Genomic DNA, 16,026 nt, shown 5'->3' with positions numbered 1-16,026 from the left:
CCCTTACTGCATTTTCTTATTTGTCACCTAAAATCTTATCCGCATTTTCTTTTGTTACGATTTCGTAAGGTACCCAAATATATTTACCATCAACAATATCAAAACCTGTATTGTCTTTATTTGGTGTTTCGCCTTTAGCTAACACATAGGAAAGATTAAATACAGCTTGACCTTGTTTTTTAGCATTGTTTAATACTGTACCCAATAATGTGCCGTCTTTCAACGCTTGTACTGCTGGAGTTGTAGCGTCAACGCCTACTACTGGAATGTATTTGCCATTTGTGAAGTAGCCTGCTGCTTTCAACGCTTCAATAGCACCTAATGCCATGTCGTCATTGTTACAGATAACAGCATCAATTTTATCGCCGTAACGGCTCAAGAACGCTGCCATTTTTTCTTGACCTTTAACGCGGTCCCACATACCTGTATCGCTAGCTAACTCTTCTACTTTCATGCCTTCTGCTTTAAGAGCTTTAACGGAGTGTTCTGTACGAAGTACTGCGTCTTGGTGACCTGGTTCACCAGTAATCATAACATAGTGGATAACACCATCATTGCTATGGTATGCTTCAGGGTGTTTTTTGAAGTAATCTGCTAAGATTTTACCTTGCATTTCACCACTTTGTTCAGCTTTCGCACCTACATAGTATACTTTATCCCATTTAGCCATATCTTCTTTCAATGGTTCACGGTTCAAGAATACCAATGGAATGTTAGCTGCTTTCGCTTTATCAATGATAACGCCTGCTGCTGTGCGGTCTACCACGTTAACGCCGATTGCTTTGTACTTCTTATTGATGAATAAGTCAATCTTTTCGTTTTGTGTTGGTTGAGAGTTTTGGCTATCTACGATATCCACTTTAGCTTTGTCTTTAGCAGCTTTATCAATTTCTGCACGAACGCCACTCATGAAAGTGTCATCAAATTTGTAAATAGCAACCCCAATTTGAGGTTTGTCACCGCTTGCTCCTTGATCGCTTCCGCAACCACCTAACACAAGTGCACCTACTGCTGCAGATGCAAGCATCGCTGCTTTCCAAGATCGTTTCATAATAATATCCTCCTTTTAGATATCCTATATACCTATAAGACTAGTGTATCTAGTCGTGGTACCTACCGTAACCAAGCTTCTTCAGCTCGTTTTGCACTGACAATATCAATCATACCTAACAATGTATAATAAGAGCCATTGCCGGAATATTCTAAATTAATCGTATGTGCTTTGTATGAATTGCGTTCTAATACACCTCGCAAAATAGGGTCCATTACTCCTACTGCATTACCCATAGCACTGCTCAAAATAATCCGCTCTGGATTAAATAAGTTCGCTATATTGGCTAAAGCAATTCCTAAATAATGCCCTACTCGTGAAAGAGCCTCTAAACACACTTCATCACCTTCTACTGCGGCCTCATAAATAGGCTCTACACGAAATGCTTTGCTCACAACCAATGGGTTATCTTGTACCGACGTATATCGGCCTTTTTCCATTTGTTCCACTACATAGGAATGAATCGATGTTTCCGATGCGATATCTTCCAAGCGCACTTCATTGCCCTCTTCATCTAATCGAATCACACCATATCCAATTTCCCCAGCACTATCGTTAAAACCGCGGTAAAGTTCACCATGATAAATCAAGGATATACCGAGGCCATAACTAAATTTAAGGACAATGAGATTATCCATTTCTTTACCATTGCCATAGTAATATTCGCCCGTCGATAAACAACGAACATCATTTTCTACATATACAGGCACATGGAATCGCTCTTCTAAGATATACTTGAAAGGAATATTATTCCATTTTCCATTAGGGGAGTAAATAGAAATCCCTTTTCCTGAATCTACAGGTCCACGCAAAACGAGGCCTATACTTTTAATTTTATAGTCTTCTTTAAAGATATCCTGTATGCCACGATACATATGTTGCATGATTTCATCAGCACTACAACCAATAATAGATGTTTCTAATTGCTGTAAAATTTGACGTCCTACTGTAGCCACATAAAAGACAATCGTATGTGTTCTTATATGAACAATCAAATAGGTTTCAATATCATGATTAAAGTCTAACAACATTGATGGGCGTCCCAATGCAGACCGTTCTTGACGATCTTCATAGACCAATCCTTTCCGAATTAAATTCGTACAAATATTAGTCACTGTGGGAGGCGTTATTTTGGTCTGTCTTGCAATCAAGGCCTTTGATACGGGGCCATGACGCCTGATGTAATTCAAAATAATTTCATCATTGCTTATTTGTGGCTTTATCATGATTCTATCTCCTTTACAGTGAATACACCCCATCACCAATTTCAGCAATATATAGACTAGGGGTAACACCTATTTGTTTCTCGTACTCTTCTGGAATAGCTCTCATAAAAGCCTCAATATGCTCATCTTTTACAAGGGCAATGGCACAACCACCGAAACCTGCACCTGTCATACGAGATGCAATACAGCCTTCTTGAGATCGTGCTAACTCAACAATCGTATCCAATTCTTTACCTGTCACTTCAAAGTCAACTTGTAAAGATCTATGAGATTCATTCAAGCAATGTGCAATCCCTGTTAAATCAGCGGCTTCCAAAGCTTTCATGAAATCTAATACACGTAAATTTTCAGTGATGACGTGACGAGCTCTACGCATCAACACATCATCAGAAATAGATTCTAAATCATCCAATGTAGCCAATGCCAAGCCAGAGATATCTTTATGCTTGCGGATAATTTCAAGAGCTGCATCGCACTCACCTTTGCGCTCATTAAATTTGGAGTCCACAAGACCTCTTTGTTTATTTGTATTCATGATGACAAGAGTATGTCCATGCCAGTTCAAAGGAACTAGTTTTCGTTCCATATGCGTGCAATCTAACAAGACACCATGGCCTTCTTTACCGTGTGCGATAGCATACATATCCATAATGCCCACTTTTACACCTACGAAATGGTATTCTACATGCATGGCCATTTTTGCCAGTTCCGTGCGATCAATTGGAGTTAGACCCAACTCTGAAAGCAACATATAACCAGTTAAATCTAGCATACATGCAGAAGAAGACAAGCCTGCACCAGCTGGCAAATTACCATTAAAATAAATGTCCATACCTGGTACCTTGTGACCCTTATCTTTTAAGAATTGAATCACACCTAATGGATAATTAGCCCAATCGTGTTCAATATTATATTGGAAATGTTCATTTACATCAACCACTACTGTCTTTTCCATATTATCAGAGTGTAAACGTACCTTGCTATCTTCACGTAAACGGATGGCTCCATAAATACCTACTTTAAGTGCCGCTGGGAATACATGACCACCATTATAGTCTTGATGCTCACCAATAACATTCACGCGACCTGGAGCAAAATAACAATGCACCTCTCCTGAACCTTCGCCAAAGAAGGACAGAAAACGCTGTTGTAATTCTTCTTTATTCATTTGCTTGTTCAACCTCACTATATAGTTTGCGCAATTCCGGTGCTGTTTCTTCTACGGCACTTGTATTCGCTGCTGCCCATGCTCCCATTTCAGAGGATGCATAGTATTTAATTTTATTGGCTTCTCTGAAAGGAGGATAGAATTGAATATTAAAGTGATAATATTCTTCATGTCCTGCATATTCAGGACTATTTACAGGATTTTGATGATATACCATCATGTATGGGAATGGCATATTAAATAAACGATCGAAGGCTTCCGTTAATGTTTTTAACATATGCGCCAAATCTTTGGTTTCTTTTTCAGTACAATCTGTGATGTAATTCATGTGACGTTTTGGCACGACAAATACACCATAGGGATAATCTGTAAAGAACGGAATATAGGCTAAGAAAGAGTCATTTTCTCCCACAATGCGAGCATCTTTTTCTTTCTCAACTTGATTCATTTTACAGAATAAGCATTCACCATGTTCATGATGATGATCTTTCGCACTATCTAGTTCCACTTGTAGCTTCTGCGGTACAAAGGAATAGCCATATAATTGACCATGTGGATGTGGCATTGTCACACCTACAGCTTCCCCTTTATTTTCAAAAGGATAAATATATTTAATTTTTTCATCTTTTGCTAATTCACTATGACGCTCTTTAATAAGGTTTAGTAATTTAACAATATGATCTTCGGATAATTCGTAAAATTTAGCAGTATGCTCCGGAGAATATAAGATAACTTCACATTTCCCATAGTTTTCTTGACTTTTGTAAAAGTCATTACCATCTTCATAAGGAGCCTCTGGCGTTTGCGTTAAGGCTGGAAAGTCGTTATCATATTTCAACACATCATAATCTGCAGGGACTTTTTTATTAATACCTGGGCAGAATGGGCACCAATCCTTTGGCATCGTTGGGCGTGCTTTACGGTTTGAAGCGACCATTGTCCAAGTCCGCAATAAAGGATTCCATCGTAATTCCGACATGGAATACCTCCAATCTATAGTTATATGCTTTAAAAAATGAAAGATAATTTTTATACATACCTATTCTTTCATATTTTAACATTTTTTTCAATACTTAATTAAATAATAAGTTATATGATTTACTCATAATTTAATCTTTTTTCATGTTTTTCCACTTTTTTGATATCTTATGATACAAAACAATGCCACATCCCCCTTCTCTCACTGCATTCTGAATGTTCGTTCAGGGGAATATGGCATTGTTTTTTCTTTATTTGGGGATATCAATATATATTGAAACTCCTGTAATACGCACAAATTATGAGTAAATCATATGGGGGCTTATTCGGAGGGAGAATGGGATAATGTAGTATATTTACTATTATCTTTTCTTCCAAAGATAATTAGTAGTTAACTCCCCTCTATTTTTCTTATATCATAGGCATGTATCGTTTCGATATCTGTAGGACTCCTATCCATATCATACAAAATATTTTTTAAATATTTTTCTTACTTTTATATATACAAATACAATTTACTAGTAGTATGACTAAATGTAATAGATACTAAAGTTCACTAGAAGAAGGTATCTTGTGTGCCGCTTTGTTTGACTTCCATTTGGGCCCGTCGTTCATCGGTGATAAAGGAGTCTGTTTTCATGTTAATGACATGCAACAAGCCTCGCATAGAATCTACACCTTTTTCTTTCGCTGCTGCAATGGCTACTTTAGCACATACTTCAGAGTCGTCCAAGGCATTGTGATGATTAAATGTAATTCCTAAAAATCCACCTAATGTATTTAATTTATGATTCACCAAATCAGGCCATACTTTTCGTGTTATGCGGACGGTGCAAGTATATTCTAAATCAGGCCATTCAATATTGTAGTGGTCCAAGGTGGCACGTAACACGTCGATGTCGAACTTCGCATTGTGTGCTACTAACAGTTTACCTTTTAAATGGTTATTATAAATCGCCGGCCACAACTGATCAAAGGTAGGCTTATTCAACACTTCTTCCGGTTGGATACCATGGATACCAATGAACTCTTGGTTGAACTGCATCACTGGGGGCTTGATTAAACTATAGCCACGTTTTGTGATCCGTCCATCTTCCACAGTCACCACAGCTAAGGAAATAGCACTATTCTTACTTTCATTAGCCGTTTCAAAGTCTAAGGCCACAAAATTTAACATATATCCTCCTCACGCAAGATTTTGAAATCTGCGATTACATCAAGAAAAAGCAGATGCATCATAGCATCTGCTTTTATTATATAGTATTTTTAATGAAAGTAAAATCGATTATTGAATCGCTTTCTCAAACACTGCTTTGATTAAAGATTTTGTTTGTTCGTAGCTTTCACCAGGTTGTGCTTCATATTGTTTGTCCAAATCAAACCACAAATTTGGATAGTATTCGTATGGATGTGTTTTGAACAATTCTACAGCATCTTGATCTTCTACCCAGTTAATTTTGATTTCTTTGAACGCAGGGTTTTCTGCTTGCAATTCTTCGATAGCGCGGAATGCGTTAGCGCAATATGGACAATGATGTAAATGGAAGCCTAAAATTTCTTTCATAGTATACTCCTTTCATCGAATCGATATATTATATCGAATTTATTCAATTATAAGATTAGTATACCACAAGAAAATTCATGTTGCAACTAAAACAGTGCAATCTATCATTCCCTCTACAATGCGTCAGCTTTTTTATACTATAAACCTGCTTGGTATTGCAATACTGTAATCCATGATGTGTGAACCCAACTAGGTACATCAAATGTAGTGTGTAACACAATAGCTAAAAACATAGCTCCTGTAATAATTGTCGTAGCAGTACTGCTTAACATTGCATCAATTCGTTCTAACATAAGAACACATCCTCTCTTATTTCTAATCTATATACAACTGATAGATTCCATAGCTATACAAGCTAACAATGGAATCTTTCAATGTACCATTCTATAATATATCCACATATACAAAGATATGAAACACTTTGTCACTTATGATATACTATTAGTATAGTGAAATAAAAAGATTTGACAAGAATCACTTTTTCTACTTTGTTATTTACGAAACATATATAGAAAAGTATCCTATATTGAACAAGTATCTCATTTTGTTTGATTCATATATGTAAGGAGGAATTATGGATAAACGACAAATGAAAACTAGAAAAGCTATTTTCGACGCCTTTGTTAGGCTTTTAGAACATAAAAATTATAATGCTATCATCGTGCAAGACATTATCGATGAAGCCCTCATTGGCCGTAGTACATTTTACGCACACTTTGAAACAAAAGAAGATCTATTAGAGGCCTTGTGCCAAGAACTATTCTCCCATATTATCGACACTGCATCAGACTTCTCCCATGCTCATGGCTTATATAAAAACAGCCACATCAAGGAAGCTATCTTCCTCCATATCTTGCAGCATTTAGAGGACAACGATAATAATATTTTAGGTCTTCTTTCCTGTGAAAGTAACGAACTCTTCCTACGTCATTTCAAGAGCAGTCTGAAAGAACTCATCCAAAGTCATTTCTTAAACAATCAAACTTGTCCACACAACAATATCCCTCATGATTTTATCTCTAATCACATTGCAGGATCTTTTGTAGAAATGGTTCTTTGGTGGCTGGAAACTGGTCGAGAGTATTCCATTGAAGACATGTCACGATACTTTTACCATATTACAGAACCATTGATTTTGGAACATCAACATTAATACCATAAACAAACGCAACAAGGCGCTACCTTAAGCAAATTCGCTCATCGGTAACGCCTTTTTGTAGTAATATCAACTGTATATGTTTTTAATTGTCATTAAGATATTCTTTATGGCATATTGTTGTGCCGACTAGAATGTAAAACATCCATCTACTATCGATTACGCTATTTTGTAAAACAACAATTTTCATTAGAAACATATTAGACCGCTAAGGAAAACCGTTTTTTTGCCAATGGCAGGAACAGCACTAAAATGATAGATTCTAATAGGTACGTGAGCACATAGGTCATCCATATGCCGTCATTACCGAATGGAGGGATAAGCAATTCTTGCATGCCTACAAAGAAGACCACTGCAATGAACATCATATTCCGGATAGATGCAGTCTGACCGATGCCATTGTACATACCATATAATAATAATCCTACTGCCGCACAGATAGGATAGAGCAATAGATAATGGGAATATTCCAAGGCCATCGTGTAAATCTCTGGTACTGAGGTCATAACCATAATGACATCATTACGGAATAATCCCAGCACGATTTCTACAATAACCACATATACCGCTAAGCATTGCAGGGAAATCTTCAACGTATCTTTCCAAAGCACCAAGTCACGTTTTCCAAATGCTTTTCCAGTAAATACGCTGACTCCGTTCGCCTGTCCATCTGTGAAGTATGCCATGATAAAGATAATCTCCAAAATCACCGCATTCGTCGCTAATACATCACTGCCCATAGCACTGCCTGCTTTGGCAAACAAATTGTTGATGGTCAACAAACAAAATGTACGAAGCATAAGGTCTGTGTTTACTTTCATGATAGATAGGAATGGTTTCACCCGTTTTAAGGTATTCCATATATGGGACGTTAGGTCTAACCGTTCACGAACTAAGTACATAGCACCTAGGCCTACTAAGAACGCATAGATTTGGGAAATCAAAGATGCCCAAGCCACCCCCTTTACTCCAAAGTCAAAGCCAAATACGAAAAGGAAGGACAAACCAATATTCAACACATTCATGGAGATTTGCATAATCATAGTGGCGCGAATCATCATCTGTCCCATAAGCCAGCCTAACGTAACATAATTGACCAATACGAAAGGAGTTCCCCAGATTAAAATATCTGTATATTCCGACATCAAAGCGATTACCTCTGGGTCGGGATGCATAAAACTTGCATAGTAATCAAATATCCAAGGATATCCCACGATAAAAGCGGCACTGATAAGTAAAGCAATGATGAGAGGCCGAAAAAAACTTAAGGATGCACTTTCCTTCGATTGTTCTCCCAAAGCCTGTGCAGAAAAAACTGTTGTGGCCACCCGCAAAAATCCAAAGAGCCAGTACATATTATTAAATAAGATAACTCCTAATGCTACCGCAGCGATGTACATAGCATTATCCATATGCCCCATAATCGCCGTATTCACGGCCCCTAATAAAGGTTGTGTCACAGTAGAAATCATAAATGGAACTGTCACTTGTAAATACTCTTTGTAGGTCAATCGTTCTTCCATCTTACCCTCACAAAAAAAGAGGAACACCTAGGTGTTCCTCTTGAAACATTTTCATACACCATTTGATACATTTATTATATCAAAGTATGTTCATATAATACAAATATATCTTATTCATACAATTTATGTTATATTACAAAACAATCTATTCATCTAATGAAAAATAATGTTAGCCATAGATTACCGCTCTAAATTATAAACCGCGCTTAATAATTGTTTTGTATACGGATGTTGCGCCTCTGCTAAGGCATCTCCATTCAGGCGTTCTACCACTTCCCCTTTATACATAACCACAACTTTGTGGCAGAATAAATGGACTAATGCCAAATCATGGCAAATAAATAGATAGGTAATGCCTTTTTCTTTTTGTAACCGTACCAATAGCTCGATGATTGTATCTTGTACAGATACATCTAGAGCACTCGTGGCTTCATCGCAAACGATAATTTCTGGTTCTAATGCTAAGGCTCTAGCAATAGCCACACGTTGCCGTTGTCCGCCACTCATATTATTCGGATATCGGCCTGCAAAATCTTCTGGTAAATCTACCATTTTCAACAATTCTCTAGCTTTCGCATCTACATCTGCTTTGCTAATGAGATCAAAGTTGCGCAATGGTTCACAAATGATGTCACGCACTTTCATCTTCGGATTGAAAGCGGCTGTTGGATCTTGGAATACCATTTGAATATGACGATAATTTTGGCGTTTTTCTTCACCTGTCAACTTCGTAATATCTTTACCTCGGAAAATAACAGAGCCAGATGTAGGCGCATGCATATTCATAATAGTCTTCACCAAGGTAGACTTACCGCACCCAGACTCACCTACAATGGCTAAGGTTTCTCCCCGCTCTACATCGATGGAGATTCCATTACAAGCACGCAAAGTAGAACCATCAGCTAAAGGGAATTCTTTCACAATATCTTGAATTTGCATAATAATATCAGACATAGCGTTTCCCTCCGATTTCTGGCACTGCATTGAGTAATTGTTTCGTATACTCCGCTTGTGGATTACGAATCACTTCCTCAGCTGTTCCATATTCCACGACAGCCCCTTGCTTCATAACCACAATTTTATCAGACATATGAGCCGCCACACCGATATTATGAGTTACAATAATCATCGATGTTTTATTTTCACGGTTAATGCGCAATAATTCTTCTACAATTTGCGCTTGTGTTGTTACATCTAGGGCCGATGTAGGTTCATCCCCCAATAATAACTTAGGAGAGAATGTGATGGCCATAGCAATCCCTACACGTTGGCGCATACCGCCACTGAGCTCAAATGGATAGGCCTTCATGATGGCCTCAGGATGTGGCAAATTGGTAAGAGCCAACATTTCGATAGCTTTTGCCTCTGCCTCTTGTTTAGACATGGTGCTATGTAATTGAATAAACTCTACAAATTGTTTGCCAATCGTTTGGATAGGATTCATCATATTGCCACTATCTTGGAAAATCATAGCAATGTGATTGCCCCGTAAGTCTAACCAGTCTTTTGTGGAAAAAGATAGTAAATCTTGACCGTCAAAGGTAATGCTGCCTTCAGACACACGACCTGTATTGGGCAATACCCCTAATAGGGCACGGATGACCGTAGTCTTGCCGCTGCCAGATTCGCCTACAATAGAAACTATCTCCCCTTCAGCTAGGTCTAAGTTAACTCCTGCAATCGTAGGATTCGGATTATTTCCATAGGTAACAGCTAAATTTTTAATACTAAGTAACATATAGATCCTTTCTGACTATTTCGTGAGTATGGTACTGAAAGTTACTGCTACATGCAACAAGGGGAGGCAAACCTGCCTCCCGATTGTTGCGGACATCTACAAAGGATTATTTTGCTGGTTTAATATCTTTAGTCAACCAGTAGTAGTCTGTTGGGTACATCACTACATTTGTTAACCAAGCTTTATTGACAATATTTGTTTTAGGGTAACCTAAGAACAATGCCGCACCATCATCCAATAAGATTTGTTGTGCTTCGATAACTAAGCTTCGACGTTTAGATTTGTCGAATTCAACTGCTAATTGATCCAAGATGGCATCAAATTTAGGATTACTGTAACCAGAACCATTTTGAGGGTTTTCACCATTCAAGTTAGTTTTCCAGTACCATTTCAAGAAGATTTCTGGGTCACCAGTGTTCGCTGTTACGGTGTTGGAGATCAACAAGTCATAATCGCCATCGATACCCATTTTATCGAGTAAATTATAGTCAACAGTTTCAATATTTACTTTAATACCGATTTTTTTCATATCGGATTGAACGCCTTCTGCATAGATTGGAAGTTCTTGACGGCTGTTGTATACTACGAAACGTACTTCTAAGTTTTTACCGTCTTTATCTACATAACCGTCTCCATCAGTATCTTTCCATCCAGCTTCTGCCAACAACTGCTTGGAACGTTCAGGATTGTATGCATTAGGGTCTTTCAAACTATCGAAACCATAATCCAAGCTTGGTGGAATCGGAGCTTTACCAGGAATGAACGTACCTTTCAACAATACTTCGTTGTAGGATTTACGGTCAGTACCACTGATGAAGGCAGCACGAACTTTTGGATCACCTAATACACCTTTTTGGTTAATACGAGCTAATACTGTACGCAAGGATGCGATTTCTTCTACGTTGAATTTGCTGTCATTACGCATAGTTTCAATGTCGCCAGCGCCGATGTTAACTGCCACATCTACGTCGCCGTTTTGCAATGCTAAGGCACGAGTTGTAGGGTCATCGATGGATGGAATTTCTACTGTTTTGAAAGGAACTTCCCCATCCCAATAATTTTCGTTAGCTTCTACCACTGCTTTTTCTTTAGTGAAAGATTTCACTTTGTACGGACCAGTACCGATAGGACCTTCTTTCGCGAAGTCACGACCAGCTTTTTCAGCGGACACATCTACGATGATAAATAATGGGTCAGCCAAGAACCCAGGTATATTTGGATACGCTTTATCAGTAGTGATAATCAAGTTTTGACCTTCTGCTTTGATATCTGTGTATTTAAAGAATGTAGTAGCACGTTTATTTTTCTCGTAAGCACGCTCAATGGATTCTTTTACCGCTTCAGCAGTCACTTTATTGCCATTGGAGAATTTAGCTTTGTCGTTGATTTTAAAAGTCCAAGTCATTTTATCGTCAGATACAGACCAACTTTCAGCCAACCAAGGTTGTGTATTCATTTTATCATCAAATTTAGCTAATGTTTCGCCAACACCGTAACGCATAACTACCCAACCAAAGTAGTTTTGTGTTGGTTCCAATGTGTCTGCGAAGTTTGTAACCCCAATTTTTAATACACTTTTGTCAGCTGGTGCCGCATTGTCGTTACCGCAACCTGCCATCACACCTAATGCCGCTACTGCCATAACGCCAAATGTAGCATTACGAAGCCATTTTTTCCAACTTTGTTTCATCTTAAGTTCCTTTCTATAAAACTTATCTACTAACACATTAATGTGAATCTTTACTACGTGGATCTAAGATATCCCGCAGCGAATCGCCCCATAAATTGAAGATGGAAACCACAATGAAAATGGCCAACCCTGGATATAACATCAATTCTGGTGACGATAAAATATATTGGCGGTTCTCATTGAGCATTAACCCCCATTCTGGCGTCGGAGGCTGTGCCCCAAAGCCCAAGAAGGAAAGTCCCGCAACTTCCATCATCATAGTCCCAATATCCATAGCCCCTGTGATAACAATCAGAGGCAGAACATTCGGTAAAATATGGCGCCATAAAATGGTCATTTGTTTTGTTCCATTTACTCTGGCTGCCGCAATAAAATCGTTATGGCGAAGTTTGATCACTGCAGAACGGGTCATTCGTGCATATTTCGCCCAGCTCACCACAACAAGAGCCAAGATAGCATTGATGGCACTACCACCCATAATGCCGGCAATGGCAATGGCCAATACCACTCCTGGGAAGGATAACATAATATCCGTAAATCGCATCAATACAAGCTCTATTTTACCTCTAAAGAAACCTGACAAAATCCCTATTACTGTACCAACAGTCGCTGTTAGAATCACTAGAATAATTGTCATGGACAAGGAAGTTTGTGTACCATAAATGATACGGGAGAACGTGTCACGTCCTAATTTATCTGTCCCCATCAGATGTTCTGCAGAGGGCTTTAAGAAAGCTTTTGACATATCTGCATGAAAAGCATCATGTGGTGTGATATAGGGAGCAAATATAGCAATTCCTACTACGATAGCCACTAAGAGGGAGTAGAAAGAAAAGCGTTTGTGTTGCAAAATAAATTCTTTCATCTTATCCCCTCCCTTTCAACCGTGGATCTAATATAGAGTAGGACATATCTACTAAGAAGTTGATGGCTGTATAAATGAGAGCTACCCATAATACGAAGCCTTCAATCAACGGATAGTCACGCATGCCAATGGAATAGACTGCCATTTTACCCATCCCTGGCCAAGAGAATACGATTTCAATCACCGCAGCCCCTGCCAAGAGCCAACCGACATGCATACCCATGATTGTTATCAATGGTAATATAGCATTTGGCAATACATGTTTCCACAAAATTTGAGATTCACTCATACCACGTGCACGAGCTCCCATCACATAATCTTGATGCAATTCTTCAATGATGACAGTCCGCACTTGGCGCGTAAACTTTGCAGACATAACGCAAGCCAATGTGACAGCCGGTAAAATCAAAGCTTTAAAACTAATCACCGACGTAGCAATTGGCACCAAGTGCAATTTAAAACCGAAGATGTACAGCAGAATCATGCCTAACCAGAAACTAGGCATTGATACATTCACAAAGGCAAAGAATCGAATCACAAAGTCTGGCAGTTTATTCGCTTTCACGGCCGAATAAATCCCCAGTGGTATGGAAACGAGTACATTTAGTGCAAAGGCTGACACTGCTAATAAAGCCGTACCACCCAAGCCTTCTAATAATTTGTCGGTCACTGGTTTTTTCCCTGAATAGGAAGTCCCCAAGTCACCTTGTACGGCACCTGCTACCCATCGTACATACTGTTCCATAAATGGCCGATCTAAGCCCATCTCTTTTCGTGTAGCATCAATCATTTCTTGTGACACAATAGTGTCCCCTGCTTCCAACACCATCATGGCTGGATCCCCAGGAGCAATGTAGGTCAAGCAAAATGTCAGAAACGTAACACCAATCAACGTTATTAGCAATTGTGACATTTTACTCAGTATGGTTTTCAATCATCCACATCCTTTCCTTAATATTGATGAGCATACATTGATGTAATTAATACTAGCAAAAAAAGAAAAACCACCCTTCGGGGTGGATACATACAGAAAGTTAGCAAGGGCTACAGCTTAGACAATCTTGCTCCATCTTGCCCATAACCCTATACAACTTTTAGTAATATCTTCCCCAAATTATTCTTCCCTTATACTCGGTATTCAAAGTCAATGTCTACGCCCAAATTCTAAATATAGATATTACATAAATATGTTAAATTCTTTTATCAAAATTGTCAAATGACAAATGCGAATATCGCAAGACATGGAATACATGCTTGTTTGAAAGTGTACATTTCTAGGTATTTATCTGTGATTTATATCATTTTAAATCATTGCATTTACACAAATTGAAAAATATCTATATAGCAATTTTATTCATTTTGTATAATATTCACGACTTTTAAAGATAGATATAAGAAACTTTCATAATTAACCTGAATCGTGACATAAGAAAACACACCCCAGGGAGCCCCCTTAGGTGTGTTCCATTTTACTATGCAATTAAAAGAAATCGTTTTTCCAAAGCCAATAGCCTGCCAGGGCTGCAAAGCTTATACCAATACCAATCACATACTCAAAGCCATATTCCATATCAGCAAATGGCACCGGTACATTGATACCCCACAAGCTAAAGATGGCCGTTGGTACAGCTAACATAATTGTCATGGCTGCCAATAATTTCATAACTAAGTTTAAATTGTTAGAAATAATGGATGTAAAGGCATTCATCATATTCATCAAAATATTAGAATACATTTCAACCATTTCCACAGCCTGCTTGTTCTCAATGATCACATCTTCTAATAGATCTTCATCTTCTTCATAGATTTTTAATAAGTATCGCACATCATCATGACGACGAATACGTAAAATCCGTTCCATTACCGTACCATTACCACGCAGTGCAGAGGTAAAATAGGTCATGGATTTTTGTAATTCCAACAATTGGAACAAATCTTTATTCCGTGTCGTATGTCGTAATGTTTTTTCAATGTCATCCGTACGGCGGTCAATTTGTTGTAAGTATCGCAAATATAGTACCGCTGTGCGATACATGATTTGGAACAGAAATCTTGTCTTTTTAAAAGTATAGAAGGTTGGCATTTGATTGCTCAAGAACGGATATAGCACTTCTGCTTCTTCTAAACAGATGGTAATAAAGAAATCTTCTGTCACAAATACACCCAAAGGTACTGCATCATATACATCAGAACCACGCAGTACTGGAATGTTAATAACGACGAAAATGTATTCATCTTCAATTTCTACGTGAGACCGTTCTTCCGTATCCAAAGCTGCTTTCAGTACGTCCGTTGGAATCTGTGTCATCATATTGACGATAGCCAACTCATCGGGGTCTGGGTTCACCAAATTTATCCATGAACCTTTTGTAGCATCTTGTACAGTGGAATCTGTAAATAATTCCCCCTCTACGTGTTTGTGTACCGTTAACATGTGACACCTCCTTAACGTCTTAATAACCCTACCCTTTATCTTAATCAATCGAGGCCGATTCGTCAATTTTTTTATGATTTCTTATGAAAGTTTCTAACAACCTTTCACTATTTCCACTCAATCAATGTATAGGAGTAAATACGATACCCATGTACAACAAAAAGGACCTGGCCTAATACCAAGTCCTTTTTGCTGTATAGTTGTTATGTAGTGATATATGCCTTGTATAACTACAAGGAGGGAAGATATCACAATGCCTCCTGCTACATAGTTGGGCGTACATGCTAGCAGGAGGACGTATGTTATTTGCTGTAGAATATACGGATAGAGTTCAAAATACAAAGAATGGATACCCCTGTATCTGCAAAGATAGCTACCCACATATTAGCAAAACCAAATACACCTGCTACCATAACGATGATTTTTACAGCAATAGCGAAGAAAATATTTTGCCATGCAATGGACAAAGTACGATCCGCAATGCTCAAGGAGCGCCATACAGAATCTAAGTTAGAGTTCATGTACACCACGTCTGCCGCTTCAATGGCAGAATCTGCACCACTACCCATAGCACCGCCTACGTCAGCACCTGTCAATACAGGCGCATCGTTGATGCCATCACCTACGAACATA

General features: G+C 38.4%; 16 protein-coding genes. 1 reads left to right on the top strand and 15 read right to left on the bottom strand.

The window, feature by feature from the left end:
- Nucleotides 1–16 precede the first annotated feature (16 nt).
- The 7 genes from HMPREF3032_RS02360 to HMPREF3032_RS07560 form a co-directional block, all read right to left on the bottom strand.
- Nucleotides 17–1,051, bottom strand: coding sequence for a galactose ABC transporter substrate-binding protein (locus HMPREF3032_RS02360; RefSeq protein WP_009353273.1), 1,035 nt, complete (start codon nt 1,049–1,051; stop codon nt 17–19).
- 62 nt (nt 1,052–1,113) lie between these two features.
- Complete coding sequence (locus tag HMPREF3032_RS02355) at nt 1,114–2,277, bottom strand: ROK family transcriptional regulator (protein ID WP_231723399.1); 1,164 nt, start codon at nt 2,275–2,277, stop codon at nt 1,114–1,116.
- 13 nt (nt 2,278–2,290) lie between these two features.
- The gene (locus tag HMPREF3032_RS02350) at nt 2,291–3,445 is read right to left on the bottom strand and encodes a galactokinase (RefSeq protein WP_072270746.1); all 1,155 of its coding nucleotides are present in this window, start codon (nt 3,443–3,445) and stop codon (nt 2,291–2,293) included.
- On the bottom strand, nt 3,438–4,424 hold the full coding sequence (gene galT / locus HMPREF3032_RS02345; protein ID WP_009353392.1) for a galactose-1-phosphate uridylyltransferase: 987 nt from the start codon (nt 4,422–4,424) through the stop codon (nt 3,438–3,440). The genes HMPREF3032_RS02350 and galT overlap by 8 nt, the downstream gene beginning before the upstream one ends.
- A gap of 555 nt (nt 4,425–4,979) precedes the next feature.
- Complete coding sequence (locus tag HMPREF3032_RS02340; RefSeq protein ID WP_009353263.1) at nt 4,980–5,600, bottom strand: 3'-5' exonuclease; 621 nt, start codon at nt 5,598–5,600, stop codon at nt 4,980–4,982.
- Between the two features lie 108 nt (nt 5,601–5,708).
- Nucleotides 5,709–5,987, bottom strand: coding sequence for a hypothetical protein (locus HMPREF3032_RS02335; protein WP_009353288.1), 279 nt, complete (start codon nt 5,985–5,987; stop codon nt 5,709–5,711).
- 137 nt (nt 5,988–6,124) lie between these two features.
- On the bottom strand, nt 6,125–6,280 hold the full coding sequence (locus HMPREF3032_RS07560; RefSeq protein WP_156439333.1) for a hypothetical protein: 156 nt from the start codon (nt 6,278–6,280) through the stop codon (nt 6,125–6,127).
- Nucleotides 6,281–6,561: 281 nt separating this feature from the next.
- On the opposite strand from HMPREF3032_RS07560, the gene HMPREF3032_RS02330 reads away from it, so the two are divergent.
- Complete coding sequence (locus tag HMPREF3032_RS02330; protein WP_062401476.1) at nt 6,562–7,140, top strand: TetR/AcrR family transcriptional regulator; 579 nt, start codon at nt 6,562–6,564, stop codon at nt 7,138–7,140.
- A gap of 203 nt (nt 7,141–7,343) precedes the next feature.
- Here HMPREF3032_RS02330 and HMPREF3032_RS02325 read toward each other — a convergent pair whose 3' ends face one another.
- The 8 genes from HMPREF3032_RS02325 to HMPREF3032_RS02290 form a co-directional block, all read right to left on the bottom strand.
- Nucleotides 7,344–8,666 carry an MATE family efflux transporter gene (locus tag HMPREF3032_RS02325; protein WP_062401475.1) on the bottom strand — a complete coding sequence of 441 codons (1,323 nt, stop codon included), beginning with the start codon at nt 8,664–8,666 and terminating at the stop codon, nt 7,344–7,346.
- 180 nt (nt 8,667–8,846) lie between these two features.
- Nucleotides 8,847–9,620 (bottom strand): ABC transporter ATP-binding protein, encoded by a 774-nt coding sequence (locus HMPREF3032_RS02320; protein WP_062401474.1) that lies wholly within the window; start codon nt 9,618–9,620, stop codon nt 8,847–8,849.
- Nucleotides 9,613–10,404 (bottom strand): ABC transporter ATP-binding protein, encoded by a 792-nt coding sequence (locus HMPREF3032_RS02315; protein WP_062401473.1) that lies wholly within the window; start codon nt 10,402–10,404, stop codon nt 9,613–9,615. Before HMPREF3032_RS02315 ends, HMPREF3032_RS02320 begins: the two co-directional genes overlap by 8 nt.
- Nucleotides 10,405–10,510: 106 nt before the next feature.
- A complete protein-coding gene (locus tag HMPREF3032_RS02310; RefSeq protein WP_197413480.1) occupies nt 10,511–12,094 on the bottom strand; it encodes an ABC transporter substrate-binding protein in 1,584 nt (527 codons plus the stop codon).
- Between the two features lie 37 nt (nt 12,095–12,131).
- Nucleotides 12,132–12,959 carry a nickel transporter permease gene (gene nikC / locus HMPREF3032_RS02305; RefSeq protein ID WP_062401472.1) on the bottom strand — a complete coding sequence of 276 codons (828 nt, stop codon included), beginning with the start codon at nt 12,957–12,959 and terminating at the stop codon, nt 12,132–12,134.
- 1 nt (nt 12,960) lies between these two features.
- On the bottom strand, nt 12,961–13,893 hold the full coding sequence (gene nikB / locus HMPREF3032_RS02300) for a nickel ABC transporter permease (protein ID WP_231723398.1): 933 nt from the start codon (nt 13,891–13,893) through the stop codon (nt 12,961–12,963).
- A 546-nt stretch (nt 13,894–14,439) separates the two neighbouring features.
- Nucleotides 14,440–15,393 carry a magnesium transporter CorA family protein gene (locus HMPREF3032_RS02295; RefSeq protein ID WP_009353462.1) on the bottom strand — a complete coding sequence of 318 codons (954 nt, stop codon included), beginning with the start codon at nt 15,391–15,393 and terminating at the stop codon, nt 14,440–14,442.
- A 302-nt stretch (nt 15,394–15,695) separates the two neighbouring features.
- Nucleotides 15,696–16,026, bottom strand: a 331-nt coding sequence (locus HMPREF3032_RS02290; protein WP_156439332.1) for an HAD hydrolase family protein, incomplete at its 5' end; no start/stop codon positions are given.

Origin of the sequence: Veillonella sp. DNF00869 (assembly GCF_001553345.1) — a bacterium.
Lineage (GTDB): Bacteria > Bacillota > Negativicutes > Veillonellales > Veillonellaceae > F0422.
This window is presented reverse-complemented; position numbering and strand designations above follow the sequence as displayed.

Coding starts and splice junctions, on each gene's coding strand:
- HMPREF3032_RS02335 (WP_009353288.1), bottom strand. CDS start 5,987: ATGAAAGAAATTTTAGGCTTCCATTTACATCATTGTCCATATTGCGCT.
- HMPREF3032_RS02320 (WP_062401474.1), bottom strand. CDS start 9,620: ATGTCTGATATTATTATGCAAATTCAAGATATTGTGAAAGAATTCCCT.
- HMPREF3032_RS02315 (WP_062401473.1), bottom strand. CDS start 10,404: ATGTTACTTAGTATTAAAAATTTAGCTGTTACCTATGGAAATAATCCG.
- HMPREF3032_RS02340 (WP_009353263.1), bottom strand. CDS start 5,600: ATGTTAAATTTTGTGGCCTTAGACTTTGAAACGGCTAATGAAAGTAAG.
- HMPREF3032_RS02355 (WP_231723399.1), bottom strand. CDS start 2,277: ATGATAAAGCCACAAATAAGCAATGATGAAATTATTTTGAATTACATC.
- HMPREF3032_RS02325 (WP_062401475.1), bottom strand. CDS start 8,666: ATGGAAGAACGATTGACCTACAAAGAGTATTTACAAGTGACAGTTCCA.
- HMPREF3032_RS02350 (WP_072270746.1), bottom strand. CDS start 3,445: ATGAATAAAGAAGAATTACAACAGCGTTTTCTGTCCTTCTTTGGCGAA.
- HMPREF3032_RS07560 (WP_156439333.1), bottom strand. CDS start 6,280: ATGTTAGAACGAATTGATGCAATGTTAAGCAGTACTGCTACGACAATT.
- HMPREF3032_RS02330 (WP_062401476.1), top strand. CDS start 6,562: ATGGATAAACGACAAATGAAAACTAGAAAAGCTATTTTCGACGCCTTT.
- HMPREF3032_RS02295 (WP_009353462.1), bottom strand. CDS start 15,393: ATGTTAACGGTACACAAACACGTAGAGGGGGAATTATTTACAGATTCC.
- HMPREF3032_RS02310 (WP_197413480.1), bottom strand. CDS start 12,094: ATGAAACAAAGTTGGAAAAAATGGCTTCGTAATGCTACATTTGGCGTT.
- nikC (WP_062401472.1), bottom strand. CDS start 12,959: ATGAAAGAATTTATTTTGCAACACAAACGCTTTTCTTTCTACTCCCTC.
- galT (WP_009353392.1), bottom strand. CDS start 4,424: ATGTCGGAATTACGATGGAATCCTTTATTGCGGACTTGGACAATGGTC.
- HMPREF3032_RS02360 (WP_009353273.1), bottom strand. CDS start 1,051: ATGAAACGATCTTGGAAAGCAGCGATGCTTGCATCTGCAGCAGTAGGT.